At 41.4% G+C, this 24,821-nt stretch carries 25 protein-coding genes; 15 read left to right on the plus strand and 10 right to left on the minus strand.

Annotation, left to right across the window (positions count from 1 at the left end; all coding sequences use genetic code 11):
- The first annotated feature begins 4 nt into the window (after positions 1-4).
- The 5 genes from ACN20O_RS00830 (at position 5) to ACN20O_RS00850 (ending at position 6,102) form a co-directional block, all read left to right on the plus strand.
- Positions 5-2,920, plus strand: coding sequence for a hypothetical protein (locus ACN20O_RS00830; RefSeq protein ID WP_491636252.1), 2,916 nt, complete (start codon positions 5-7; stop codon positions 2,918-2,920).
- A 5-nt stretch (positions 2,921-2,925) separates the two neighbouring features.
- Positions 2,926-3,822, plus strand: coding sequence for a tetratricopeptide repeat protein (locus ACN20O_RS00835; protein WP_133566630.1), 897 nt, complete (start codon positions 2,926-2,928; stop codon positions 3,820-3,822).
- 91 nt (positions 3,823-3,913) lie between these two features.
- Positions 3,914-4,525 (plus strand): MotA/TolQ/ExbB proton channel family protein, encoded by a 612-nt coding sequence (locus ACN20O_RS00840; protein ID WP_158649654.1) that lies wholly within the window; start codon positions 3,914-3,916, stop codon positions 4,523-4,525.
- A gap of 38 nt (positions 4,526-4,563) precedes the next feature.
- Positions 4,564-4,989, plus strand: coding sequence for an ExbD/TolR family protein (locus ACN20O_RS00845; protein ID WP_102243980.1), 426 nt, complete (start codon positions 4,564-4,566; stop codon positions 4,987-4,989).
- Positions 4,990-5,013: 24 nt separating this feature from the next.
- On the plus strand, positions 5,014-6,102 hold the full coding sequence (locus ACN20O_RS00850; RefSeq protein WP_491636255.1) for an AgmX/PglI C-terminal domain-containing protein: 1,089 nt from the start codon (positions 5,014-5,016) through the stop codon (positions 6,100-6,102).
- Positions 6,103-6,143: 41 nt separating this feature from the next.
- Here the strand turns inward: ACN20O_RS00850 and ACN20O_RS00855 are convergent, their stop codons facing one another.
- From ACN20O_RS00855 to ACN20O_RS00865, 3 genes are all read right to left on the minus strand, one after another.
- Positions 6,144-8,288 carry a type IA DNA topoisomerase gene (locus ACN20O_RS00855; RefSeq protein ID WP_491636257.1) on the minus strand — a complete coding sequence of 715 codons (2,145 nt, stop codon included), beginning with the start codon at positions 8,286-8,288 and terminating at the stop codon, positions 6,144-6,146.
- Between the two features lie 77 nt (positions 8,289-8,365).
- The gene (locus ACN20O_RS00860; RefSeq protein ID WP_491636259.1) at positions 8,366-9,244 is read right to left on the minus strand and encodes a M48 family metalloprotease; all 879 of its coding nucleotides are present in this window, start codon (positions 9,242-9,244) and stop codon (positions 8,366-8,368) included.
- A 197-nt stretch (positions 9,245-9,441) separates the two neighbouring features.
- Positions 9,442-10,323, minus strand: coding sequence for a hypothetical protein (locus tag ACN20O_RS00865; protein ID WP_491636261.1), 882 nt, complete (start codon positions 10,321-10,323; stop codon positions 9,442-9,444).
- Between the two features lie 169 nt (positions 10,324-10,492).
- Between ACN20O_RS00865 and ACN20O_RS00870 the strand changes: the two genes are divergently transcribed.
- The gene (locus ACN20O_RS00870) at positions 10,493-11,233 is read left to right on the plus strand and encodes a MipA/OmpV family protein (protein ID WP_491636263.1); all 741 of its coding nucleotides are present in this window, start codon (positions 10,493-10,495) and stop codon (positions 11,231-11,233) included.
- Between the two features lie 3 nt (positions 11,234-11,236).
- On the opposite strand, the gene ACN20O_RS00875 is transcribed toward ACN20O_RS00870, so the two are convergent.
- Positions 11,237-12,598 (minus strand): HD-GYP domain-containing protein, encoded by a 1,362-nt coding sequence (locus tag ACN20O_RS00875; protein ID WP_491636265.1) that lies wholly within the window; start codon positions 12,596-12,598, stop codon positions 11,237-11,239.
- Between the two features lie 105 nt (positions 12,599-12,703).
- Here ACN20O_RS00875 and ACN20O_RS00880 point away from each other — a divergent pair, with 105 nt between their 5' ends.
- From ACN20O_RS00880 to ACN20O_RS00905, 6 genes are read left to right on the plus strand one after another with little or no spacing between them, the layout of a single operon-like run.
- Entirely contained in the window at positions 12,704-13,159 is a 456-nt protein-coding gene (locus tag ACN20O_RS00880) for a Fur family transcriptional regulator (protein ID WP_491636267.1), read from the plus strand.
- Positions 13,160-13,618 carry a DUF3299 domain-containing protein gene (locus ACN20O_RS00885; protein ID WP_491636269.1) on the plus strand — a complete coding sequence of 153 codons (459 nt, stop codon included), beginning with the start codon at positions 13,160-13,162 and terminating at the stop codon, positions 13,616-13,618.
- On the plus strand, positions 13,615-14,160 hold the full coding sequence (locus ACN20O_RS00890) for a ZrgA family zinc uptake protein (protein ID WP_491636271.1): 546 nt from the start codon (positions 13,615-13,617) through the stop codon (positions 14,158-14,160). The genes ACN20O_RS00885 and ACN20O_RS00890 overlap by 4 nt, the downstream gene beginning before the upstream one ends.
- Positions 14,161-14,184: 24 nt before the next feature.
- Positions 14,185-14,856 (plus strand): ABC transporter ATP-binding protein, encoded by a 672-nt coding sequence (locus ACN20O_RS00895; protein ID WP_491636273.1) that lies wholly within the window; start codon positions 14,185-14,187, stop codon positions 14,854-14,856.
- Positions 14,849-16,102 (plus strand): ABC transporter permease, encoded by a 1,254-nt coding sequence (locus tag ACN20O_RS00900; protein ID WP_491636275.1) that lies wholly within the window; start codon positions 14,849-14,851, stop codon positions 16,100-16,102. Before ACN20O_RS00895 ends, ACN20O_RS00900 begins: the two co-directional genes overlap by 8 nt.
- Before the next feature lie 17 nt (positions 16,103-16,119).
- Complete coding sequence (locus ACN20O_RS00905) at positions 16,120-16,272, plus strand: DUF5989 family protein (RefSeq protein WP_491636277.1); 153 nt, start codon at positions 16,120-16,122, stop codon at positions 16,270-16,272.
- Positions 16,273-16,276: 4 nt separating this feature from the next.
- On the opposite strand, the gene ACN20O_RS00910 is transcribed toward ACN20O_RS00905, so the two are convergent.
- Genes ACN20O_RS00910 through ACN20O_RS00925 form a run of 4 tightly spaced genes read right to left on the minus strand, consistent with a single transcriptional unit; the run spans position 16,277 to position 19,963 of the window.
- On the minus strand, positions 16,277-16,672 hold the full coding sequence (locus ACN20O_RS00910) for an SxtJ family membrane protein (protein WP_491636278.1): 396 nt from the start codon (positions 16,670-16,672) through the stop codon (positions 16,277-16,279).
- Positions 16,659-18,431, minus strand: a complete 1,773-nt coding sequence (locus ACN20O_RS00915) for a carbamoyltransferase family protein (protein WP_491636279.1) — start codon at positions 18,429-18,431, stop codon at positions 16,659-16,661. The genes ACN20O_RS00910 and ACN20O_RS00915 overlap by 14 nt, the downstream gene beginning before the upstream one ends.
- Positions 18,432-19,244, minus strand: a complete 813-nt coding sequence (locus ACN20O_RS00920) for a hypothetical protein (RefSeq protein ID WP_491636281.1) — start codon at positions 19,242-19,244, stop codon at positions 18,432-18,434. It lies immediately after the preceding gene.
- The gene (locus ACN20O_RS00925; protein ID WP_491636283.1) at positions 19,244-19,963 is read right to left on the minus strand and encodes an ABC transporter ATP-binding protein; all 720 of its coding nucleotides are present in this window, start codon (positions 19,961-19,963) and stop codon (positions 19,244-19,246) included. Before ACN20O_RS00925 ends, ACN20O_RS00920 begins: the two co-directional genes overlap by 1 nt.
- A gap of 94 nt (positions 19,964-20,057) precedes the next feature.
- Between ACN20O_RS00925 and ACN20O_RS00930 the strand changes: the two genes are divergently transcribed.
- On the plus strand, positions 20,058-20,540 hold the full coding sequence (locus tag ACN20O_RS00930) for a glutathione peroxidase (RefSeq protein WP_491636285.1): 483 nt from the start codon (positions 20,058-20,060) through the stop codon (positions 20,538-20,540).
- Here ACN20O_RS00930 and ACN20O_RS00935 read toward each other — a convergent pair.
- On the minus strand, positions 20,537-21,490 hold the full coding sequence (locus tag ACN20O_RS00935; protein WP_491636287.1) for a MerR family transcriptional regulator: 954 nt from the start codon (positions 21,488-21,490) through the stop codon (positions 20,537-20,539). The genes ACN20O_RS00930 and ACN20O_RS00935 overlap by 4 nt on opposite strands.
- 148 nt (positions 21,491-21,638) lie before the next feature.
- On the opposite strand from ACN20O_RS00935, the gene ACN20O_RS00940 reads away from it, so the two are divergent.
- Both ACN20O_RS00940 and ACN20O_RS00945 read left to right on the plus strand, forming a co-directional pair.
- Positions 21,639-22,559, plus strand: a complete 921-nt coding sequence (locus ACN20O_RS00940; protein ID WP_491636289.1) for a TIGR01777 family oxidoreductase — start codon at positions 21,639-21,641, stop codon at positions 22,557-22,559.
- 8 nt (positions 22,560-22,567) lie between these two features.
- Complete coding sequence (locus tag ACN20O_RS00945) at positions 22,568-23,983, plus strand: cryptochrome/photolyase family protein (protein ID WP_491636291.1); 1,416 nt, start codon at positions 22,568-22,570, stop codon at positions 23,981-23,983.
- Between the two features lie 8 nt (positions 23,984-23,991).
- Here ACN20O_RS00945 and ACN20O_RS00950 read toward each other — a convergent pair whose 3' ends face one another.
- The gene (locus tag ACN20O_RS00950; protein ID WP_491636293.1) at positions 23,992-24,807 is read right to left on the minus strand and encodes an acyltransferase; all 816 of its coding nucleotides are present in this window, start codon (positions 24,805-24,807) and stop codon (positions 23,992-23,994) included.
- Between the last annotated feature and the right edge of the window lie 14 nt (positions 24,808-24,821).

The following is a 24,821-nucleotide window of genomic DNA, read 5'->3' on the forward strand; positions in this document are numbered from 1 at the left end:
CTTCATGAAAACACTCCTACTTCTTCTTACAATACTTTCAGCTAACGTTTCTTTATCGCAAGAAGCTCCACAAACTGGAGCTATGACGCCCGCTCCGGCGTTTGATCAAGAACGTTGGAAAAAACTAATGGTTTTAATCGACAGCGAAATTAAAACTATAAAAGGAAACCGCTACTCTGGGCCGGAACTAAAACACCGCCTCTTCGAGCTTTACTCTGAAAAAATTAAGCTTATTAAAGAAAAAGAAAACTTAAATCTGCTTAAGGCCGACGCTAGTGTGGTCATTAAAAATGGAAAAGAAACTTTCTTTAAAGCGTCTCAAGAGCAGTACAAAACGGCCCAGAGTTACGCTTTAACTATTATTTCTCAATACCCAAAATACCCAAGAATCGCCGAAATCTACTACGCCCTGGCGATCAACTCTCGCGATTACGGAACAGCTTCAGACACTGAACGCTTCCTGAAACTTGCCATTGCTAATAGCACTGGTGAGTCTAAAACGATGTACAACGCAAAAACTGCGCTGGCAGAATACTACTATAACAACAAACGCTACCATGAAGCGGTAGTTTACTATAACGACGTTCTTAAAAACCCGGACGATGAATGGTACGGAAAGCACCTTTACAACGCCGGCTGGTGTCACCTTAAAGAAAGAAATTTCAAAAAGGCCCTGGACTTAATCAAGCTTTCATATGAAACGACAAAAAATAAAAAGTACGTTTCAATGAAAGAGCAGATTTTTATGGCCATCGGGATCTTCTTCGTTCAGGCCGACGCTACTTATGAAGGGGTTGAATTCTTCGAAGCTAACGCGAACCCATCAGCTCCTCACTTGCTTGGACTGGCGCTTTCATCAATGAATAAAAATAACTTCTCTATGACAGATGAAGTTTTAAAAGCGGCGCTTAAAGATACAAGAAAAAGAAAAGACCCTAACGGTGAAATGAAAGTTCGCCTGACTCAACTTGACGTTTACCGTGAGAGTAAAAAGGACGACCAGTACTTTGACACTGCTAACAGCATCCTTGAGCTACACAAGAAAAACAAGCTGGATAAAGATGACCTTTTCCAGGCACAAAACAAGATCAAGGAAGTCGCCGGGTTCATGCAAATCAACCTGATCAAAGACAAGTCAAAAGACCCGGTTGTATACAGCAAAGACGATTACAAAAAGATCATGAGATACTTTGATATTCTCTCAAGCCTGGACCGCCCAAACAAAAAATTATACCGCTACTATCAGGGGGAAACAGCGCTTTCTGCCCAGGATTACCAGGTGGCACTTAAGTACTACGTGCGTGCTGTTATGAACGCAAAACTGACAAAAGATAAAAATGAGATCACAAGAAAATCTCTGGACGCAATGCTGGCAACTATTGAGCTGGCAAAACTTCCAAAGGCCAAAGAAGACGAATACACCATCTTCGCCTTCAAGAACTTTGTGATTTTCTACCCACAATCAGATAAGTCGCAAGCGATTTATCAAAAGCTATTTAACAAATACTTTGAACTTAACCGTATCAAAAAGGCCGTTAACATCCTGATGGTGTACAAGTTCTATTACAAGAGTGATGAGAATATCCACCGCGAGATGCTGACTCAGATTCTTGATTACTACATCAAAGAAAAGAACACAGATAAACTTGCTTTCTGGATTGGAAAAATCGAAAAAGGTTACCTGAACTTCTCAAAAGAATATATCGAGAACTCAATTGCGGTTCTTGGTGGACTTCTGTTTAATAAGTACCAGGCCCTAGAGAAGAAAGGGCAAATCAAAGAAGCAATGAAAGGATACGAGTCAATCTACGATTCAAAACAATACCCAAGAAGAACAAAAGCTGAAGCGGCCTACGCTATCGCCGCTCTTTCTCTTGAGCAAAATAAAGGAAAAGACTCATACAAATGGTTAAAGAAAAGCTTAGACCTGTATGACGATAAAGACTTAATCAAAGTGACAGGATCACTCTTTGTTCTGGCAAAAGGATACAGACTGCTTCAAAACGTTGAGACTTCTAATGAAGTGGCACTAATGACAGCAAGACGCTTTTGTAAAGACCTGTACAAAAACAAAGAAGACTTCTACCAGTTAATCAACGAGAACACGATCATTCACAAAATGAACATCGGGACTCTGATTAAAGTAGAAGAAGAATTCAAAAAATGTGATTTGAGCGAAAAGCTGATCTCTAGAACTCAAAATGAAAACATGGAGCGCATGATTTACGCTGATAACTACAGAGAAGCTATCACCTACTTCAAGGCCCATGCTGATAACATGACTCTAAAAAACATGATGGATAAATACGTAAGATACAAATTCTACCAGAACCCTGAAGCTGTGAAAAAAGACATTGCTGAGCTTCAGCCAATCCTGGATCTGACGGCCATCACTACTCAGTACGAGTACGTGACAGAGTTCGCTAAGAAGGCCCTGGATATGAAGTTCGTTTTTACAGAAGAAGAAAAGTTCAACGAGGACAAGTTTAACTCAGAACTAGAGCAGTATTTTGCCATGATTGGAGAGCTCAATAACGAGGCCATATCTCTCTCAAAAAGCTCTGGTCCACAGGAAGTTATCATGATCAGAAATGTCCTTGGGAAACCGTACTTTTCATTGGTAAAAGCTATCAGAAATTACATCCCAAAAGGGGTAGATGATAAGTATTTAGAGGGGTTTAAACAGGGAATGCGCCAAATTACTGAGTCACTGATCTCTAAGGGCCTGCAAGTTGATCGCGAAAAAATGGCCTTTTTAGAGAAAAATAATTATTTTTTCGAAGTTCAAAAAAATGATATAGTCGGTTTAGAAAAAAATAATTCATTGGAAAAAGCACTTAATTTTCACTCGGCAATTCTCTTCTCGAACACTTTAGACATTGGGACTTCAAATAACAATAGAGTGGTTGCAGGACAATAATGAGTATGAAAACCAAAACAACATTCGCCCTACTTGCTCTCGCTGTTTTAGCTGCTAGTTGTGCAGGGCCAAGTTTTAATAACCAGATCCAGAAAGACCAGTATGACCTTTTAGCTGAAGAATCGTTCATGCGCTATAACACCAACCGCCTTCAGGCGATGGAGTCGCCAAAACGCGATTTCATCTCTCTGGCACTGGTCGCTTGCCATCAGCAAAAAATCGCTAAAGGACAAGGGATGCTGGAAGAAAAAATGCACCAGAATAAAACTAACCCGTTTTACTGGAATGCTCTGGGAACTTGTTATTCGCTTAACAAGGACTACCCTAAAGCGATCTTTTATTACGAGCTGGGAATGGAAGCAACCAGAGCTTCAAACAAGGATATGAACGACTCGCAAAAGAAACTTGCTGAGGCGGTTATCTCTAACAACCTGGGCCTTATTCACCTGGTGTTTAAACGCTTTAATGAAGCTTACGATGCCTTTAAAAAGGCCAATACAATCGTGCCTAGTTATTTCACTCCGGACTTCAATATGGCCCAGCTGTATATCGAGTTCAATGAAAACAACAAGGCGCTGGATATCTTAAAGAAGCTGGAAGCAAAAAATAATGAAGATATTGACCTTCTCTACTCTCTGGCCCTGATTTATTTCAGACAAAACGATATGGATAAGTCTTTTTCATATATCTCAAAGATTCAGCGCGACTACTTAAACCGCGCGGACATTGTAGGTCTTTACGCCTACAATCTGATGAGAAAAAATCGTCTGGAAGAAGCAAAGGCCATTTTAGAAAAAAGAACGTACGCAGCTGAATACAATAAAAGAAATGAGTTGATCCTAGATGAAGTTAACCAAAAGATTAAGGATACACCAAAAGAAGTTCCTGTCCCCAAGAAGTAATTCGTAGCTCTCTCTCAAAGTTGAACCTGTTAAACAATTAAACGCGGATCTAGAGTAGATTCTCTAGAGAACTATGTCCAAAGGAGTACGTATGCATTTTATTGAAATTTTTAAGCAAGGTGGATTTATCATGTGGCCTCTACTGGCCTTCTCTGTAGCGATCTGGGTTATCACAATCCATAAGATTCTGCAGCTGACGAAATTTCAAAAAGAGGCCAAGCACTATGTAAATGAAGCCACAAGAATCGTGGAGACACAAAAACTTCACGAAATGGAATACCTATACAAAAACTGTCCGGAAGTTATTGCTAAAGCTCACTACGCTGTCTTTGATGAATCATCATCAAGAGAAGACTATGAGCAAAGACTGCAAAGACGCCTGGATGAAACCAACTCACACCTAAAGAAAAATATGTGGATGCTTGGTACGATCGCCTCTTCTGCACCATTCGTAGGACTATTTGGTACAGTTTGGGGGATCATGGAATCATTTAAACAAATCGGCTCGTCTGGTAAGGCCGGGTTCTCGGTTGTTGCCGGATCAATCTCTGAAGCCCTGATCGCAACAGGTTCTGGTATTGCGGTCGCGGTTATCGCGGTTATGTTCTACAACTATCTCAACGTAAAAGTTGCTGCTACGGCAAAAGAGTTTAAACACTCTCTTGGTGACATGGCCGATCAGTTCAACTCGATTAAGAGATAATTATTAGTAGACATTAATCTTCACCGCAGGAGTTCTATATGAGTATGAAAGTTGGAAATGATGATAATGATGAAGATATCGTAGCAGACATTAATATGACCCCGCTTATCGACGTAATGTTAGTACTTTTGATTATCTTTATGGTTTCTTCGACAGCAGCACTGGAATCAGGAATGGACATCGAACTTCCAAAAACAGCGCTGACAAATGAAAAGAAAGAAGCCGAGATCCTGGTTATCTCTCTTGGGAAGGATGGGAAAGTGGCCGTTCAAGGAAAGGCCGTAGTACCGGAGGAGATCACTAGAAAAATCGCCAGCGAGCTTAAAAACCTAAAAACCGACTCAGTTATCCTTGAAGGAGACACTGCTGCAAATTTAGGGAGAGCTGTTGAGTTGATGGATATGGCGAAAGTTGCAGGAGCTAAAAACTTCTCAATCGCCGCTGAAGAAGGCAAAAAGAACTAATACTAAGTTGTAGGTGGTGCGCTCATGATACCAACATTAAGACCAATAAAAGTGAACCATCATAGCGGAAAAATCAAAGCTAAGCTGGTCATACCTACAAGACACTATACCAAAGATGAGTCCAACCGCGATTTTATCAAAAAAGCGATCATGGCCTCTCTCTTTCTCCATGCGATAGTGTTTGTAGTGAAATTCCCCGCTCATAAGATCGAGGAAGAAAAGAAAGAAAAACTTGCAGCAATCAAAATGAACTTCATTACGCCTCCTGATTCATATAAGGAGCTTAAGAAGAAGATTGAAAAGCAGGAACAACTGCAAAAAGTTGCGACGATGACGGATCCTGGGGTTCAGAAAGTCACAACCAATGAGGCAGGAAAAACGGGAGACCCTACCCAGGCGCTGGACCAGAAAGTTCAGAAGTCTAAAAAGGGATCTGCTAAAGCAGGACCACTTTCAAGTCCAAACGTTGCTGGTGCAACTGGACTGGGAGACTCTGCTGCTAAAGGATACGAGTTCAAAGGAAAAGGGCTGAAGGCACTAATGGGTAACAGTGCCACCATGACAATTGCTGCCGGAGCTGGGACTGAGGGAAGTCGCGGATTAACTAGTGGTACGGGTATTGGTAACAAAGGTTCTAATTTAACCGGAGACTACCGCGCCCCTGCCGGAATCGGCGATGGATCGGGACACCTGTTGGGTAAAGATGCTGTCGGTAACTACGACCGCTCTACGACTACAAGAGGTCTCGCTAACAAAAAAGGAATTGATACTGCATTCGTTCAGGCAGACACTGTTGTCATGGGATCAATTGAACCTGAAGTGTTAAGAAAAATTCTTCAGGAGTATCTGCCACAGTTTAAGTTCTGTTACCAACAGGAGCTTCAGGAACATTCGGAAAAGATCAAAGGGATCGTCGACTTGAACTTCCGCATTGAAGGTGATGGAAAAGTTTCTACAGTTAATATCAAAACGGCGCAAGCACAGTTTTCTCCAAAAGGGATCTCGTGCATGGCCAACATTTTACGAATTATTGATTTCCCGAAACCGAAGGGAGGGGGTCTGGTCGACGTACGCCAGCCACTGAACTTCTTCTCTGAGAGCACGAAGATCTAGGAAAAAAGGGCCCACACGAGTGTGGGCCTTTTTATTTCTATTTATCTTGGAAGAAACTCAAACTCGACTTTCCCATCTTTGTTCATCGTCAAGTAAGCTTCAAACGGTTTTCCCGCTTTCGACTTAAAGCCTTTAATCAGGTCAGTCTTTTTATCAGTCATGAGCTTTTTCACCTGAGACTCGCTGAGCTTTTTCTTAGCGACAACTTTCCAGATCGTGAACTGACAACCTTCTTTCCAGCGAGAGCAGCTGTAGGATTTTGGAAAGTCTTTAATCTCGGCCCCACAAATAGGACAAGGCCCAAGGTTCGAGACCTTCGCCGGGACTTTTGGCCCGTAGGTTTTTCCACCGTAAGATTTTGGTTTTGATTTATCACGAGGGACACCTTCAATCGACTTCCACTCATTAGTTGCCGTCTGAATGAAGTCGTTGATCTTGTCTAAGAAATCCAAGTCGTCTGTCTCCCCTTCGGCCATACTTTGAAGTGCAAGCTCTAGCTTCGCTGTTTGCGAGACGCTGGTGAGTTCACGTGTTTTGGGCATATCGTTTAGTCTATCGACGAGAAGAATTCCTTTTTCAGTCGCTTTTAAGTTCTTTGCCGCTCTTTCAACGTAGTTTCTTTTTAAAAGTGTCTCGATGATTTGTGCGCGAGTCGCCTGAGTCCCAAGACCAATTTCAGTCCTGAAAATCTTTTTCAAATCAGATTCACTAACCAGTCTCGCCGGATTAGTCATGTCATATAAAAGTGAGGCTTCAGTGTATTCAAAAGGAGGTTTAGTCTTTTTCGACTCCACTTCTCCACTTCCAAAAACACCTTCTTCATTAAGCGTGATTTCCGGAAGGATCTCTTCACTTTCTCTCCCCTCTAGTGCTTTAAAACCAATCTCGATAATCTTTTTCCCACGGGCCTTAAAATGGTTATTTTCGCAGGTAATTTCAACATCTGTTTCCAGGTAGCGGTGGTTTTCCAGGAAGTTTGAAATAAAACGCTTTAAAACCAAATGAAAAATCTTTCCTTCAGGAGAAGACTCATCACCGCTAAAGTCTTTTAAAGGAATTAAACCGTGATGATCCGTCAGTCTTGAATCATCAAAGACTGTTCTATTTTTTACACTGACTTTAAAACCAGCAAATTTTTCAAAATGTTCCGGATAGATTTCTTTAAATTTAAAAACTAATCCCCTCACCATATCAAACGATGAAGTGGCCATTACTTTTGAATCAGTTCTCGGATAAGAAAGACACTTGTATTTTTCATAAAGAGACTGGGCAATCTCCAGCGTCCTTGAGGCCGAAAAGCCATAAAGCATGTTGGCCTGTCTCTGAAGCTCAGTCAGAGAGTATAAACCCTGCGGGTAAGAAGTCTTTTCTGTTTCATTTAAGACAGTAATGACAGCTTTCTTATTTTGAACTTTTTTTAGAAGATCATCGAAAAAATCGCGCTTGTCTTGCCTCTTTTCATCTTCTTTTTTCTTTGGATCAAACCAATAGGCCGAAACGATTCCATTTTTAAATTTAAATTTCCCTTTGAACTCGAAATAATCCTGCGGAATAAAGGTATCAATCGCCTTTCTTCTTTCAACCAGCAGACTTAAAACCGCAGTCTGTACTCTTCCAATAGAAAAAAGATCATTAAGTTTAATCGTGGCAAGTCTTGAGAGATTCATCCCCACAAGCCAATCGGCCTTCTGGCGGGCGCGACCAGCGATAAAAAGACGGTCGTATTCATAGAGAGGTTTTAACTTTTTCATCTCTTGATGAATAACATCTTTAGTGAGGGCCGCTGATGTCCAGAAACGGAAAGCTTTCACCTTTGAGCGCCCTTCATTTAAAATCAGGCGGGCAATGAGCTCTCCTTCGCGTCCAGCATCGGTAGCGACAATGAGTTTTTCAATATCAGTTCTCTTGAGGATTCTTTTAATCACATCAAGTTGTTTTTTAGTTTTAGGCTGAGCTTTAAATTTAAACTCAGAAGGAATAATGGGAAGTGTGTTTAAACTCCACTTCTTGTAAGCGGCATCGTAGTCTTCGGGGTCGTAAGGAGCAAGCAAATGCCCGATCGCCCAGGTAATGACGTATTGATCATTTTCGATAAAGCCATCTTGTCCTTTTCCAGAAGCCCCTAAGGCCATGGCAAAGTCGCGAGCAACAGATGGTTTTTCAGTGAGAATGAGAGTCTTCATCATCTTCTAATAAAACTCTTAAAAATAAAAAAGGGCCAGAATAATCTGACCCTTTTTTATATGACTTTCAGTTTAGAAAATTATAGTTCAGCAGCTGTTGGTTTGTACCAGCAAAGAGGACGCATACCTAGTTCGTATCCATCTCTCTTAAGACATACACCTTTTAGTGCATCTTTTCCGTCTACATCATCAGAGATCGCTTTATCACAAAGAGATCCTTGGAAGTATGTATCAAGACGACATTGAGCAGCTGGGTGGTTGTCGTTAGTTCTAGATACTTTTGATGTATCTGGAGTTGTGAATTTTACGTTTGAGTTTCCACCTAGGTCACCAAGAAGCATAGCAAGTGACTTACCTGCCATTGACACACGCTGACATAGAGCGATTTCAGACTCAGACTTGTAGATTTGCTGACATTTTGCAGTTGCTTCAGCATCTACTTCCATTTTTGAAACGACTGCAATGTTATCATCGTTTTCAAGAACTCTTCTCATACATTTTAGACCAGCGAAGTAGTCAGCTTGACCTTCGTTAGAAGCCCATGCAGATCCCCATCCGCCTTTTCTAGGAGCTCCACCAATGTGGTGACCTAGTTCGTGACATACTACCATCATGAATCCATCAACAGTGACTAGAGGGTGACGAGCAAGACCTCCATACATGTTAACTTGCCAAGTAGTACCCATTTGTTGAGCTGACGCGTTAACTGTTTCGTCATCCCATCTGTTGTTCATAACTAGCTTTCCGCCTTTTTCTTTTACGATTGGCTCGTAAACAGAAGATACGCGGCTGATTGCATTAAGAAACATTTCCTTAGTCATGTTGTTTGCAGCTTTGTCGCCTACAGCGATTTTTAGGTTATTTTCTGGAGCGAATCCACCAGTTCCGTGAACGTCACAAGAAAATGCTTGGAAAGATAAAGTCGTTGCCATCAGTGCAACTAAAATCCCTTTTGTCATATAAAGTCCTCCGTAACAAATATTAGGAATGAGTTAATTCTTGCGATTTAAAATCAATCTGGAAAAGAAAATATTCTTTCATTACCTGACATTTCAGGACGGATAATGACAGAAAAGGTTTTTCATTGGGAAAAAATAAAAAAGGGGCCTCCGAAGAAGCCCCTACTGTCAATTTTTTGGCGTAATTATTTTGACGATTAGATCTCACCAGCGCCTGGTTTGTACCAGCAAAGTGGACGAACACCGCGAGCGTAACCATCTTTCTTGATACATGTTCCTGGGATAGCATCATCTTTAGAAACATTTTCGTCGATCGACTTATCACATAACATACCTTGGAAGTAAGTATCCAGACGACACTGAGCTTGTGGGTGAGCATCGTTCGTTTGTCTTACAACTTTTTTATCAGGCGTATTGAAGTTTACGTTAGCATTTCCACCAAGTGATCCAAGAAGTGATCCAAGTGACTTACCTGCCATTGCAATACGCTGACAAAGAGCTACTTCAGATTCAGACTTATATACGGCCTGACATTGTTTTGTCGCTTCTGCATCGATCGTCATACCTGCAACGATTGCGATGTTGTCGTCATTTTGAAGAACTCTTCTCATACACTTTAGACCTGCGAAGTAGTCAGCTTGTCCTTCGTTAGATGCCCAGTCAGTGTTTCTGTCGTATCTTGGAGCTCCACCAATGTGGTGACCAAGTTCGTGACATACTACCATCATGAAACCATCGTCAGTTGTCAGTTTGTGACGAGCAAGTCCACCGTACATGTTTACTTGCCATGTAGTCCCGTACTGTTGAGCTGAAGCGTTTACAGTGTTGTTAGTCCAAAGGTTATTCATCTTTAGAGTTGCACCCATTTCAGAAATGATTGGTGAGTATACAGCTTCTACGCGTCCGATGATTGAAAGGAAGCGCTCTTCTGTCATATCCCCTGCCATTTTATCGTTTACACCGATAGAAAGGTTGTTTTCAGGAAGGAATCCAGAATTTCCGTGTTGGTCACAAGCGATGCTTGCAGTTGAAAGTGTCATAGTTAGTGCAAGTGAACTAAGTAATAGAGATTTTTTCATATATGTCCTCCGTAACAAACGATGAAAATCAAAACGTAATTCTATCCTGACACTTTCTTTAAATTTCGGTTGGAAATTAATCTGTCAATTTCTTGCAGAAGCTTTGTCTAAATAACCAAGCAAATGAGTGCTCTTTTATTTTTTATGGAATCCTTTATGATCATTAGATATGAAAACTACAACCCTGCTCCTGTTTTTTTTCCTTTTGACAACAACTTTTGCCCGCGCCGAAGATGCCCGAGAATGGAGTGCTTCACTTGGCGCCGGTTTTGTTTTTAAAAAGAATTTGCGCAAAGGAAACACATACGAAAACATGGATAAAAAATGGCTCGTCAAACCCATTCCTATTGTGCAAGCAAGTTATGGCCGGGTTTCTGTTGGGCCTCAAGGCCTCTCATTTATGGCCCTTGGTTCCAGGATGGCAAACGTCACCCTCTTTATTAAACGCGATGGTGATCGCTATCATGGCGCGGGAATGATCCCACGAAAAGATTCGTCCTTTGCTGGAATCTCGGCAAAGTTTTTTAGCTACGGTTTAAATATCTCTCACGATATACACGGTCGTTCTAAAGGAACAGTGGTGCAGTTTAATTATGGAAAGATGTTCTTAATTTCAGAGAGATTTTTTCTCTTAACCAACTTCGGCCTGGATTGGTTTGATGATAAGTACGCTGAGTACTATTATAACGTCAGATCTCATGAAGCGACGGCCACTCGCCGCGAATACCACCTTAATAACTACCTTCAACCAAGTGTCGGGATTCTTCCGGTCTATAAGCTTACAGAGAAGTCTTCATTAATGGGAGCACTCAATACCAAGCTGGTTAATAAAGATGTGAGAAACTCGCCAACAATGAACGCTGACAAGCTGGAGTTCGGTGGACTCTTTGGCTACAACTATAATTTTTAGAAATTATTTTTTGGTTAACATGTGCTCAATTTCCGCCACAATTTTTCTGTAGGTCGGAAGTTGGTAGCGCAGTTTGAGATGCGAGAGAATCACGGCAAAATTCGGTTCATTTCCCTGCTCTAGAAGAGTCGTCACAAAATCTTCAATAACCACAAAGAAAATCGCCATCGGCGAAATCCCGGCGGTGATCGCCTCTGGGAAGCCTACTCCATTAGAAACACCGTGATGCTGTTTAATGATGATGTCGACTCCTTGCGGGAGTCTCGGGTAACTTTGAACTAATAAGGCCGCCTGATGGGCGTGATTTAAAACGGCATCTCTTTCTCGCGGAGTAAGGTTGGCCTTTTTTAAAGCTTCGTTGTCCATAATCTTAAGAAGCTTTTCATCATCCAGGTAAATGTCGTGAAAGAAACTCACCATTGAGAGTTTCTCGAGCATTACTGACTGCTGGTCCTGACTTCCCCATTCCATCTTGGGTAGAAGTGTGTAAGACATCAGGCATATAAGGTAGGATCTTCTATAAGAGTAACTCAGTTGATTGTCTAAAAGTTTTCTGAGAAGTGTGCCCAGCTTATCCGTTTTAGTAATCTGCGTTCTGATTTGATGAACAGTCTGATCAACCATGGCCACGCAGGTAGATGTGATTCCTAGAGACTTAATAAGATCGCTGCTGATGACAAACGAGTCCCCTGTTTTCACCACGGCTTCATCAATCGTTACAGGTTTTTTAAGATTTCTCAGCGATTGAGTAAGAAGACCATTCATAAATAGCTCGCGCTCTTCTTTAAGAATGAAGAACTCTCTAAGCCCCAGGTCTTCGTATTTTTTTAAACTCTCTTTAGTAAAATTCTCGCCAAAGTGCAGTCGCTTCACATACTCATCCCCGCTTTTTTTAGCGAGCTTAATATAGACGTCACATGGTGAAAGATTCATTAGGTAAAAATAATTGATAGGAAACGGAATGTAGTCCGGAAGTTTTAAATGAGAGAACTCTTCCTTTTTAAGGTTAAGAGCTTTCAGCACCAATCGGTTGAGCTCCTCAATTCTCAGGCGGTCAGAAACCATCGCAAATTTTTTATAGGTGTGTTCGAACTCACCAATAACGATCAATGGTGTTCTTAAAGAGTCATCATAAATCACATTGAGAAAAAGGGCCGCGATGGCCTCGCTAGGATGATCGGCCGTTTCTTCGGAATTATTGCGGACAACGAATAAATCAAAATACTCGCCCTTTTTGACGACCTCTACACCTTCGGCCCCACTTTTATAATGGATGGTTTTTGCTCCAAATTCCCTTTCCAGGTTCTTGGATATAAGCTCCCCAACAGAATCATTGGGTTCGACTAAAAGGATCTTTAATTCCATACTATAGATGATAAACGAAAACCTAAAAAAGGGTAAAAATGTATTTGCAAACCACTTGCAAATCAAATATTTTCCCTATAAAATCGCCTAAGGACGGGTCAAATTATGGGTATTTTAAATCCAAAAAAGGAACAAGAGCGAGACGCTCTTTGTATTTCGCTTCTTAAGGAAAAAGGGCTCTCTATAACCGCCCCTAGAAAACTTATTTTGGGTCTCTTAATAAAAGAGCACGGACCCTTTACCGCTGAGGATATCCTCAAGAAATTGCCAAAAAATTCTTGCGACCAGGCCACTATTTACCGCTGTCTTAATCAATTCGTTGATGCCCAGCTGGTTAATACGTCTTTCCTGGAAAAAGACATGGCCCATTTTGAGTACAACGATCCTCACCACCACCATCACCACATCATTTGCAAAATCTGTAAAAAGATCGAATCGTTCCACGATTGTCTAATGGAAAAGATTGAATTGAATCTACAGAAAAAGGGTTATAGCAACATTCAACACAGACTGGAGATCTTCGCTGTCTGTGAACAGTGTGCAAAAAGTCAGGGGTTATAAATGAAAAAGACAATGCTTACGGGAGCACTGACATTACTACTTTCAATGAGTGCTTTTGCTCTTGATGTCCCATGGGAAACTTTAAAGACCCTGGACTTTGACACTAAAACAAAAAAGAACGTTATTAAACCAGACCTGCAAAAAGTTCTGGGGAAAGAAGTGACGATCAAGGGCTTTATGATGCCACTTGATTATGAAGCAAAAGAAATTGTGGAGTTTCTTTTCATGCCATACGTGCCAGCATGTATGCACGTTCCACCTCCACCACCAAACCAACTGGTACTGGTGAAAATGAAAAAAGGATCAAAAGTTAAACCTTCGTTTTATCCAATCGAGCTCACGGGAAAGCTTGCGGTGGAAACAAACGCAGATCTAGAGTCATCTTTTAAAATGGAAGGACTCAAGATGAAAGAACTGAAGACTTATACACCACCGTCACCACAAGGAGCACACCCGTGACAAAACTAACTCTTGTACTTGCCCTTATTCTCTCTACTCAAGCATTCGCTGGTGAACACCACCACGGAAAAGGCCTTGGGGCCCATGAACACGGTTCAATCAAATTAGAAATGGCCGTTGATGGAAAAACAATTGAACTAGATATCGATGGACCAGCTGAATCTTTTATCGGATTCGAATACGCTCCAAAAACAGACAAAGAAAAGAAAACATTCACCGACGCTCAAAATCTTTGGAAAAAAGATCTACTGACGAAACTGATCACTCTAGATGCGAAACTAGGCTGCTCTATCGGAGAAGCTTCATTTGAGCAGGAAATGGAAGATCACGATGAAAAACCAGCAGGGAAAAAAGAAGCTGGTATCCACAGTGACATCGAAGCTAAAGCTAAGATCACATGCGCTCAAGACCCAAAAGGTTCAACAGTGTCAGTGGCCATTAAAAAATATTTCACTCGCATTAAAAAACTACAGATTGACTTAGTTGGCTCAGAGACTAAGACTATTAATGTAACAAAAGCTGTGGAGCAATTTAAACTATAATGCTCTCCTTTCAAGAAGCGTCTCATGACAAAAGCCATTTCACTTAAGCAATGTAAATTCTCTTATCCTAATCATAACAAGCTGGTCATCAACATTGACCAGCTTGATATTGAATCCGGCGAAAAGGTCTTTCTCTACGGTCCTTCAGGACATGGGAAAAGCACACTCTTAAACTTAACGGCCGGAGTTCTCAAGGCCAATTCAGGAGAAGTCAGTGTCCTGGGTCAGGATTTAACCAAACTTTCTCAAAGTAAACGCGATCACCTTCGCGGAGAAAAAATTGGTTACATCTTCCAGATCTTCAACCTTATCCCCTACCTGACGGTTAAAGAAAATATTGTTCTTCCTTGTATGATCAATAAAAAAAGAGCGGACCATGATTTCCACGCCCAGGCCGAAGAACTCATCGACTCTCTTGGATTGCGCGAGCATATTAATAAACAGGTCACTGACCTTTCTATTGGTCAACAACAACGTGTGGCCGCTGCCCGTGCCCTGATCGGAAACCCTGAAATGATCATCGCCGACGAGCCTACCAGTGCTCTCGATGAAAAAAACACCCGCGAGTTTATGGATCTTTTAATGAAAGTCTGGGAAAAGAAAAAATTCACCCTGATTTTTGTTTCCCATGACGAGCGCCTAAGATCATATTTTGCAAGATCCATTTCACTTCCAGAGATCAACCACCATGATTAATTTTCTAACTTATAAATCTATCAAAAACAGAAAGTTCACAAGCTTTCTGTGTGTTTTATCCATCGCTCTTTCGGTCACTCTCTTCTTGGGAATTGAGCGCATCAGAAATGGGGCCAGAGACGGTTTCACCAACACCATCTCTAAGACGGATTTGATTGTTGGGGCCAAGGGCGGCTCTCTTCAGCTTCTGCTTTACACTGTTTTCCATATCGGTGGAGCGGTCAACAACATCAAGATGACGACTTATAATGATATTAAATCCAATCCACAGGTTGAGTGGACGATCCCTATTTCTTTAGGTGACGCTTACCGCGGTTTCCGCGTGGTCGCCACAGATGAAAACTTCTACAAGCACTACCGCTTCCGCGGAGACCAAGAAGTCAAAATGCAGGAAGGAGTCCTTCCTGCGGATACTTTTGATGTTGTCCTGGGTTCTGAAGTCGCTAAAAAATTTAAACACAAAGTGGGCGATCCGATTGTGATCTCTCACGGCCTTTCAAGTGAAGCCGTTCTGGCCCATGACAACACTCCTTTTAAAATTGTGGGGATCATGGCGCCGACGCAAACGCCGATTGATACGGGTGTGTACATCACGCTTCAAGGGATGGAAGCGATTCACTTTGGCTGGGAAACAGGTGTCCCAAGTGGTGAAGCGATCAATCCTGAGCGCTTTAAAAAAGAAAATATCGAAATCACTCAGCTCACTTCTTTTATGGTGAAGCTAAAGTCGCGCATCGCTGTTCTTCGCATGAGAAGAAATATCGATATGTACCCGAACGAGCCAGTGATGGCGATTATCCCGGCCCTTTCTCTTCAGGAAATGTGGGAGACGATCGGCTACGTTGAACAAATTCTCTTCCTCGTGAGCCTTTGTGTTCTTCTCGTTGGTGTCATGAGCATTCTTATTTCTCTCTACACTTCAATCAATGAAAGAAGACGTGAGATGGCCATTTTAAGGTCTCTTGGAGCAAGCTCGCGCCATGTTTTTTTCCTGCTCATCTATGAATCTAGTTTTTTAGTTTTGATGGGATGTATCTTTGGTGTCGCTTCGATGTACGGACTTCTTTATTTCGTCCGTCCATGGCTTGAGTCAAACTTCTCAGTGTATCTGCCAATTGAGCCGCTTTCAAAAACAGAATGGTGGTACCTGGCCGGCATCTTTGTGGTAGGAACTCTGGCCGGACTTATACCGGCGATTAAAGCTTACCTCAATTCATTACAAGACGGGTTGACTATCAAGATCTAAGCTATAGAATTTAATCTATGCTTGATACTTTAAAAGACCTGTTCCGCTTTTTAGGACGCCATAAAAAATGGTGGCTGCTTCCTATTCTGCTCTTTTTAATTCTCTTTGGGGCGCTGGTTATCTACGCTCAGGGAAGTGCGGTAGCGCCTTTTGTTTATTCTTTCTTTTAAAATTTTAGAAGGGATCAGTAAAAGGTGAAATCTCGTTTTTCATAACGAGCGTGCTTTTTATGCTCTTAAATCTAATAAAGAGTCTGTCCCTTTTGATGATTCTAAAAATGAGACCAACGCCGGCAAAGACAGTGAAGTAAATCACGGTGAAAATAATTGTGCTGTTGATTTTTCCTAAGACGTTTCCGATTTTAATCCAGATCTCACGCGGCTTTACCATCAACCTAGGTGTAGCCATTCCAAAAACAAAAACCAGTCCTGCCACTAAGAGAAACGGTACATGGATGTCTTTTCCTCTTAAAATAGGAATCGGCCATCCTAAAACGCTAAAACCAATGGCGACGATCAGTGAAAAGACTCTTAGATCATGAGCAGTTGGAGGCGTATTAGTCTTCTGCATAAGCGCTCTCCCATTTAGCTTTTGTTACCGCTTCGGGTTGTTTTTCTTTGGCGATGATGAAATTTTCCAACACGAGTGTGTCCATATCTGTTGTCATAAAACATTTTAAAGCTTCAAAAGGCGTGCACACGATTGGCTCACCTCTCACATTAAAAGAAGTGTTAATGAGAACTGCGCATCCGGTTTCTTTTCTAAAGGCCGAAATCAAAGCGTGAACCCGCGGGTGAATATTCTTATCAATCACCTGAAGTCTCGCCGACCCATCCACGTGAGTCGTGGCCGGAAGCTCTTTAGATTTTGTCGGGGCCGTAAAGAGCATATAAGGGCTTTCGTCTGAAGCCTTCCAGTCAAAATACTCTTCGACGTTTTCTCTTAAAACGATGGGAGCAAAAGGACGGAATGACTCGCGCTTTTTAATTTTTATATTCATCACCGATTGCATTTTTGTATCGCGGGCATCGCCAATAATTGAACGGCATCCTAGAGCTCTTGGCCCAAATTCCATTCGCCCCTGAAAAAAACCAACGACTTTTTCTTTCACTAAATGCTCTTTGACCAGCACTTCGTCTAAAGAAGCTGAATCGGTGAATTCGTGATATGAGAAATGATGTTTTACTAAAAGTTTTTTTATGTCTTCATTTGAAAAGCTAGGGCCAAGCATTGAGCCCTTTTGAAAGTTCGCCGAGACCACACGCTCTTTTTTCAAGTGCAAGTGATAGAAGGCCAGTGCACACCCCAGAGCTCCACCAGAGTCTCCTGAGGCAGGCTGAACCCAAACCTTATCAAAAAGTCCTGACTTCACTAAGATTCCGTTGGCCACACAATTAAGCGCCACTCCTCCGGCCATGACGAGATTCTTTTTACCTGAAAGATTTTTCACTGCTTTAGCTAGATGAAGAACAACTTCTTCTGTCACTGCTTGAACAGAAGCGGCCATGTTTTTATGGAACTCTTCAATTTTATCTTCTGATTTTCTCTGAGCATGGTTAAAAAGCTTACAAAAATCTTCTGTAAACATTCCACTTTCGCTAGTGAAGCTAAAATATTTTAAATTAAGTTGAAAACTTCCATCCGGAAAAAGAGCAATCAGCTCTTTCAGAATTAAATCTTTGTAAATGGGTTTGCCATAAGGAGCAAGGCCCATCATTTTGTATTCGCCGGAATTCACCTTAAAACCTAAGTAACCAGTGAATGTCGAATAAAATAATCCCAATGAATGAGGAAACTGAATCTCAAAGAGAGGCCAGATATCGTTTTTTGATCCCACCCAGGCACTTGAACTCGCCCACTCACCAACGCCGTCGACACATAAAATAGCAGCGTCTTCGTAAGGTGATGGGAAAAAAGCAGAGGCCGCGTGAGAGAGATGATGCTCGCTGAAATAAACAGGCGGATGCTTTTTCTCATCTGAGATATTTTTTAATCCATCTTTAAGCATTTTCTTAAAGTAGATTTTCTCTTTAAGCCAAATGGGAATAGCATGCAGAAACGATTTTAGTCCCTTTGGGGCACTGGCAAAATACGTTTCTAGCAAACGGTCAAATTTTAAAATGGGTTTGTCATAGAAGACGATGGAGTCAATATCACCTAATCCAATTCCTGCTGTGCTCAGGCAAAAGAGAATGGATTGTTCAGGGAAAGCGCTGTCGTGTTTTTTTCTAGTGAATCTTTCTTCTTCTACCGCAGCGAGCACTTCGCCATCTTTAAGTAAGACGGCGGCGCTGTCATGGTAAAAACATGAGATCCCTAAAATATACAATTAGAAGTCCTTTTTCTTAACAAAATAATTGGCCAGGTAAACATAGGCCCCACTGATAATAACCAAATGAGCGATCTGTTCCCAAAGGTTAACCGGAATGGCCTCTCTAAAAAGAATGTTGTTTGAAGTGTCTGCTAAAAATGAGATGCGCGGGAAAAGGCCGTAAACCACTAGTCCGATTCCTTTAAAGGCATTCATGTTTGCAAAAAACTCATTGTATGGAAGCTTGGCAAATGTAGCATAAGCGACAGCAGAAGCAATACAACTCATAAATGTCGCAAACAGCGCTCCGATCTTATTCATTAACAAAGAAAAGAAAATTGAAATGAAGATGACCTGTAATAAATAAAGCGAAAGAATACAAAATCCCCCTAAATGCCCCGCTGTGAAGACGATCTTCTTAAAAGCAAAAGAAAAAAGAATCGCTGAAAGGACATATGAGTAGGCGTAATAACCTAAAACCAACAACCACGTCCCAAGAACACGGACAAAAAAGTACTCCGCTCTGCTGATAGGAAACGACAGATACTGATAGATGATATTGTTTTGGAAGTCAGAGCGGAAAACACTCACACCAAAAATCGCCGCGACCAAAAAACTCACACTGTTGAGGATGCGGAAGTTCACCGAAAGAACATCGACCCCAGCAAGACTGAAACTCGCATCTCCACCCATTTGTGTGTTGACCAGGTTCATGACCATATGACCTAAAATAAGTGCAGCCGTTGTAGCCACAAAAATAAAGATCAACGTTTTACTTCTTAACTCTTTTAAAATCGTATCCAGAATTAAAGCTTTGTATTGTGGTTTCATTAAGCTCTTCCTCCGTTAACCATTTTGTAAAAGAAATCATCTAGCGATTTTTCTTTTTCTAAGACCGATGGGACAGAGCCTGCAAATAGAAGCTTCCCTTTATTTAAAATGGCGATCTCATCACACAACTGCTCCATCTCTAAGAGAATGTGCGAATTGATAAAAAGAGTTTTACCTTGTTCTTTTAATTTTCTGATGATGTCTTTAAGATCTCTGATCCCGATAGGATCAAGTCCTGAAAATGGTTCATCTAAAATAATTAAATCATTGTTGCCAATCAAGATACTTGCTAATCCAACTCTCTGCACTTGTCCTTTAGACATCTTTGAAAGCTTCCTCTCCGAAAGCTCCGAAATCTGAAGTTCATTTAAAGCGTTGTTTACTTGCGCTGTTAACTCCGCTCCCTCAATCCCTTTCATCTTTCCAAAAAATTCCAAGACTCCACGAGCGGTGTAAAATGGGAAAAAATTAAATTTCTCCGGAATAAAAGCAATACCTAATCTGGAATTTTTATCACTCACAGAAAGGCCGTTGATTTCAATTGTCCCCGAGTCGCTATGCAGTAGATTGAGCATCAGCTTTACAAGTGTGGTTTTACCCGCGCCATTAGGTCCAAGAAGCGAAAAAATTTTTCCTTTCTGGACGTTAAGACTTACATTTTGAAGAGAAAAATCCAGTCCATAGGACTTGGAAATATCTTTGATCTGAATAATATCCATATTAAACCTCAGTCACGATAAAAATTCCTAGCTTCTATGGTATTCTTCCCCTAGGATTTTTAAAAGGAAATTCATTATCTTTAGGGAGAAAAATATGGCGAAGTCTATTTACGATTATGAGGTTGTTGATATCAACGGAAAGACTCAATCTCTTAAGCAATACGAGGGAAAGACTCTACTTATTGTCAATGTTGCTTCAAAGTGCGGCTTTACACCTCAGTACACTGAACTAGAACAAATTTACAAAGAATACAAAGACCAGGGTCTCGAAATTCTGGCCTTCCCATGCAACCAGTTTGGAGCACAGGAGCCAGGTGATGCAGAAGAAATTAAAAAATTCTGTTCTCTCACATATGATGTAAGTTTCCCCCTCTTCGCGAAAGTAGATGTCAACGGCAAGAGCACGGCTCCGGTTTATTCTTATTTAAAAGAATCTCTTCCCGGAATTCTTGGCACCCAGGCCATCAAATGGAATTTTACGAAATTCCTAGTCAACAAAGAAGGTCAACCGGTGGAAAGATACGCTCCGAATGATAAACCAGGCGAAATTTTAAAGGATATTAAAAAGATTCTCTAGTAAACGATATTTGAAAGATACTCATCAACAGCTTCGATGGATTTAAAAACATTAAGGCGCTTTGATGAGATCTTTTCCATATCAAGCTCAGATTTTCCGGCCACAATTAACTCAACCGCAGGATTTAGTTTCATCAAAAGTTTTTCAACGTAATTTTGGAAATGCCCCTTCCCTAATTGTGCCAGCACATTAGTTGGCCCAAGAATGACAGTGCTTACTTCAAGTGCCTTGGCCACTTCGCTGAGAGCTTCATAACTAATATCTGCTCCCAGGTATGTGTAAGGGAGTCCATAATGACTGCATAGCAGTCCAATGATTCCCAACTCGATATCCTGTAGATCCCCTTCCATTCCACTAATCAGAATATGCACTTTGCTTTTTTCTTTGGCCGGTGAGTGAAATAAGTGATGCCCTAAATGAAATCTTAAAAGTGCACGCAAGGCCTCGCCATGAGTCGACGTGTACTCCCCTGTAGAAACACACTCCTGCTTTAAGCGGTAAAGAGGCATTAGTATGTCCAGAGCAAAATCGCGCGGTGAAAGTGTTTGCTTGAGCTTCGTGAGCTCCAGAGAAATAATATCTAATTTATAACTTTTTAAAGCAAAAGTTAAAATGGCCATTGACTGGGAAGAGTCAACTAATGGCTTCACTTCATTAACTAAATTGAAATCGCCCTGCTCAAGACTTGCCTCCGACTTACCCAAATCAATCAGCAATTCTTTGAGTTCTGAAATAGATAAAGGGGCCACCTTTGAAATAGTGTAACCAAGCAAACACAATTCACTTAAAAGCTGCAGCTTTTCAACATCTGTCTTTGAATAGGTCCTGTGCCCCGAGGCATCACGAATGGGTACAAGAGCCTTATAACGCTTTTCCCAGGCCCTGATTGTGTGGACACCAACCCCCGAGAGCTTAGACGCCATTTGAATAGTGTAAGTAGTACTGACCAATTTAATTCCTTCGCGTCTAGAAAATGTCGAACTCAATTATAACATCGTCCTTCTAGTAAAAATATAACATAAAACTATAATGATCTAAGAAACTGCACAAGAATTGTTTAAAGAACTAAAAAAAAAAACTTTCGAAGAGGAGATAAAGATGAAAATACTAATCACCGGTGCCACAGGCTTTGTCGGGACGAGACTAAGCGAGAAGCTCCTTAATGAAGGGCACGAGCTGCATATCCTCACACGAAATACCTCCCACCTGGCCCCTGTTTTTAATCACCCAAATGTAAAGGCCTTCTCATGGCAAGACACTTCAACACCTCCCCCAGTTGAAAGCATCTCCGGAATAAATGGAGTGATCAACCTAATGGGTGAAAACATCGCGGCAAAACGCTGGAGTGATGAGCAAAAAAAGAAACTCCACTCATCACGGGTCGAGTCAACAATCCAGTTAACAAGCGTCATTAACCAGAACCGTAGCACCCCATTGGATTTTTTTATTTCGTCCTCTGCTGTAGGAATTTACCCCGTTAACACTAATGAAGCTCTTACAGAGGATTCAAAGCTGGCCAACAACTTCCTGGCCTCCCTTTGCAAAGACTGGGAAGCCGCCGCCCATACGTTGAAAAATTGCAAACGCACAGTTATTGTCCGCACGGCCGTCGTCCTTGAAGCTCACGGAGGTGCCCTAGCAAAAATGCTTCCTCCCTTCAAACTAGGCCTGGGAGGCCCTATCGGAACGGGCGATCACGTCATGAGTTGGATTCATCTTGATGACCTTGTGGACCTTTATGTAAAGGCAGCCGCAGACGATCGCTATAGTGGCATCTATAATGGCTCTACTTCTCACCCGGTCGATAATTTTCATTTCACCAAGGCCCTGGGCGATGCTCTTCATAGGCCGACACTAATACCAGTTCCGGCGGCTGCACTTAAAATTGCTTTCGGAGAGATGTCTTCTGTTATTTTGGACTCACAGGCCGTGGTTTCAAAAAGGCTTCCAGAGGCAGGCTTTACCTTCCAATACCCGACAATAGAAGCGGCCTTTGCAAAAATGTTCGACAAAAAGTAGAAATAAAAATGAAAAAGTCCCTTGTTTGGTTAAGACGCGATTTAAGACTTCATGATCACTACGCTCTTTCGGAGTCACTGAAGAATTCAGATGAGACTTATGTTGCTTTTATTTTTGATAGCAATATTCTGGAAAAACTTCACAACAAAAATGACTCCAGAGTCACTTTCATTATGGACTCGCTAAAAGAGATTGAATCCGTTTTAAACAAACACGGCTCAAGCCTCATTGTCCGCTACGGAAATCCAGTAGAGGAAATTCCCAAAATTATCGAAGATTTTAAAATTGAGGCCCTGTTTTTCAACCGCGACTATGAGCCTTACGCCAAAGAGCGAGATCAAAAAGTAGAAAAAAACTTATTCAAAAAAGGTATCCACGTTTTTAATTATAAAGATCATGTCTTTTTCGAGAAAAAAGAGGTGCTCAACGGTCAGCAGGAAATTTATAAAGTTTTTACTCCTTATAAAAATAAATGGCTGGAGATTTTTCACGCTCAAGAATCCCGCGTCCCGGAATATAAAGGCGACTTAAAAAAACTGGCCCCTTATAAAAATTCCAAGAACATTCTGGAACATAACTGGTACTACGATATTTGTTTTGTGGAAACTGAATCCGCTTTAAGAGGTGGAGCACTGGAAGCACAAAGACGTCTTAAAGATTTTAAAAACCGCATTGAGGATTATAAAACGGCAAGAGATGTTCCTTCTATTGACGGAACTTCTCTTTTGTCACCCTACATTCGCATGGGCAATCTTTCTATCCGTGATATGATCCGGGCCTCTATAGAAAAAAAATCCGAAGGCCATCAAACCTGGCTTTCAGAAATTATCTGGCGCGATTTCTATCAGATGATCCTCGACGCTTACCCTGGAGTAGACACTCACTGCTTTAGAACCGAGTATGATCAAATCAAGTGGTTAGGAAAAAAAGAAGATTTCGAAAAATGGTGCAATGGAGAAACCGGTTACCCATTAGTCGATGCGGCCATGAGGTGTTTAAACACCACGGGAATGATGCATAATCGATTGCGTATGGTTGTGGCCTCATTTTTAACTAAAACTCTTTTAATCGACTGGCGATGGGGTGAGCGATACTTCGCTGAAAAGCTTCTCGATTACGACATGGCGGCCAACAATGGAGGTTGGCAATGGAGTGCTTCAACAGGTGTCGATGCCCAGCCTTACTTCAGGATCTTTAATCCTTATAACCAATCTGAAAAATTTGATCCTAAAGGTGATTACATCAAAATGTGGTGTCCGGAGCTTGCTAGGTTTTCCAGCAAAACAATCCATCACCCACATGATTCTACTCCACTAGAGCAGGCCGCAGCAGGATGTTTTGTCGGCCGAGATTATCCTCACCCAATCGTTGCCTATAAAGAGCAACGAGAACGTGCACTCTCGATGTATAAAGCGGTAAAATAATCTTAAGATTAAGAAGCTTCAGTCACTGTCGATGAGCTGTTAGAAACAGGCACACCAAACTTCTCACCATCTTTGATAATGGTTTTAGGCAGAACCGCTGTGTTAGGAGCAACCACTGCTTTTTCTCCGATAGTTACACCACCAAGGATTTTTGCTGAAAGACCAATCATCGCTCCACGCTTGATGTGAAGTTTATCGATAATAAGAAATCCTTTCATCCCGTAGTGGGCCATCATGTAAGCAGAGCCACCAATCGTTACGTAGTCGCCTAATTTAATTAAACATGGGTCTGAAATATTTGAAGAGTTAATCATAACTCCTTTTCCAATCTTCATTCCCATCATTTTGAAAAATAGAATATTTAAAGGAGAAGGTGTTAAGAAATCTAAAACCGTGTAACGAACCAGATAAGTTAAAGCATTGTGATAGAACCATGGAATAGATTCAATCGAAAACCACGCACCCCTGTATGACTTCACAAAAGGCAGGCATGGTAGGTTCATCAAAGGGACAATAAAAATTAAAGTGAAGATAAAACTAATAAAGGCCCCTCCTCCACAAAGCCCATAACAGAAAGCTTTTAAGACAAAGGGATAATTCACAACGACGTCTGAAGCCCACTGAAACAGCATAATTCCAGGAGTCAGTGCCACTGCGATACAGAAAATAAAAACAACGGCGATAGGAAGTAAAAACAGGACAAATCCTGCTGTTGAAAAGCGTCTAAACACATTTTCAATAACGGCCTGAAGCCCTTTTTTTGTCGAAGTGGCCGAGTTGATGTCCGCTTTGTCTTCGCGCACAGCTGATTTATTATTTTCCACTGAAGAATCCTTTC

Source organism: Bacteriovorax sp. As-1, assembly GCF_058446905.1.

Bases quoted from the DNA above. Each gene is read 5' to 3' on its own strand.
- ACN20O_RS00945 (WP_491636291.1), top strand. From the start codon at position 22,568: ATGAAAAAGTCCCTTGTTTGGTTAAGACGCGATTTAAGACTTCATGAT.
- ACN20O_RS00940 (WP_491636289.1), top strand. From the start codon at position 21,639: ATGAAAATACTAATCACCGGTGCCACAGGCTTTGTCGGGACGAGACTA.
- ACN20O_RS00905 (WP_491636277.1), top strand. From the start codon at position 16,120: ATGCTTGATACTTTAAAAGACCTGTTCCGCTTTTTAGGACGCCATAAA.
- ACN20O_RS00880 (WP_491636267.1), top strand. From the start codon at position 12,704: ATGGGTATTTTAAATCCAAAAAAGGAACAAGAGCGAGACGCTCTTTGT.
- ACN20O_RS00925 (WP_491636283.1), bottom strand. From the start codon at position 19,963: ATGGATATTATTCAGATCAAAGATATTTCCAAGTCCTATGGACTGGAT.
- ACN20O_RS00900 (WP_491636275.1), top strand. From the start codon at position 14,849: ATGATTAATTTTCTAACTTATAAATCTATCAAAAACAGAAAGTTCACA.
- ACN20O_RS00840 (WP_158649654.1), top strand. From the start codon at position 3,914: ATGCATTTTATTGAAATTTTTAAGCAAGGTGGATTTATCATGTGGCCT.
- ACN20O_RS00885 (WP_491636269.1), top strand. From the start codon at position 13,160: ATGAAAAAGACAATGCTTACGGGAGCACTGACATTACTACTTTCAATG.
- ACN20O_RS00865 (WP_491636261.1), bottom strand. From the start codon at position 10,323: ATGAAAAAATCTCTATTACTTAGTTCACTTGCACTAACTATGACACTT.
- ACN20O_RS00835 (WP_133566630.1), top strand. From the start codon at position 2,926: ATGAAAACCAAAACAACATTCGCCCTACTTGCTCTCGCTGTTTTAGCT.
- ACN20O_RS00860 (WP_491636259.1), bottom strand. From the start codon at position 9,244: ATGACAAAAGGGATTTTAGTTGCACTGATGGCAACGACTTTATCTTTC.
- ACN20O_RS00910 (WP_491636278.1), bottom strand. From the start codon at position 16,672: ATGCAGAAGACTAATACGCCTCCAACTGCTCATGATCTAAGAGTCTTT.
- ACN20O_RS00920 (WP_491636281.1), bottom strand. From the start codon at position 19,244: ATGAAACCACAATACAAAGCTTTAATTCTGGATACGATTTTAAAAGAG.
- ACN20O_RS00845 (WP_102243980.1), top strand. From the start codon at position 4,564: ATGAGTATGAAAGTTGGAAATGATGATAATGATGAAGATATCGTAGCA.
- ACN20O_RS00830 (WP_491636252.1), top strand. From the start codon at position 5: ATGAAAACACTCCTACTTCTTCTTACAATACTTTCAGCTAACGTTTCT.
- ACN20O_RS00855 (WP_491636257.1), bottom strand. From the start codon at position 8,288: ATGATGAAGACTCTCATTCTCACTGAAAAACCATCTGTTGCTCGCGAC.
- ACN20O_RS00895 (WP_491636273.1), top strand. From the start codon at position 14,185: ATGACAAAAGCCATTTCACTTAAGCAATGTAAATTCTCTTATCCTAAT.
- ACN20O_RS00930 (WP_491636285.1), top strand. From the start codon at position 20,058: ATGGCGAAGTCTATTTACGATTATGAGGTTGTTGATATCAACGGAAAG.
- ACN20O_RS00870 (WP_491636263.1), top strand. From the start codon at position 10,493: ATGAAAACTACAACCCTGCTCCTGTTTTTTTTCCTTTTGACAACAACT.
- ACN20O_RS00875 (WP_491636265.1), bottom strand. From the start codon at position 12,598: ATGGAATTAAAGATCCTTTTAGTCGAACCCAATGATTCTGTTGGGGAG.
- ACN20O_RS00850 (WP_491636255.1), top strand. From the start codon at position 5,014: ATGATACCAACATTAAGACCAATAAAAGTGAACCATCATAGCGGAAAA.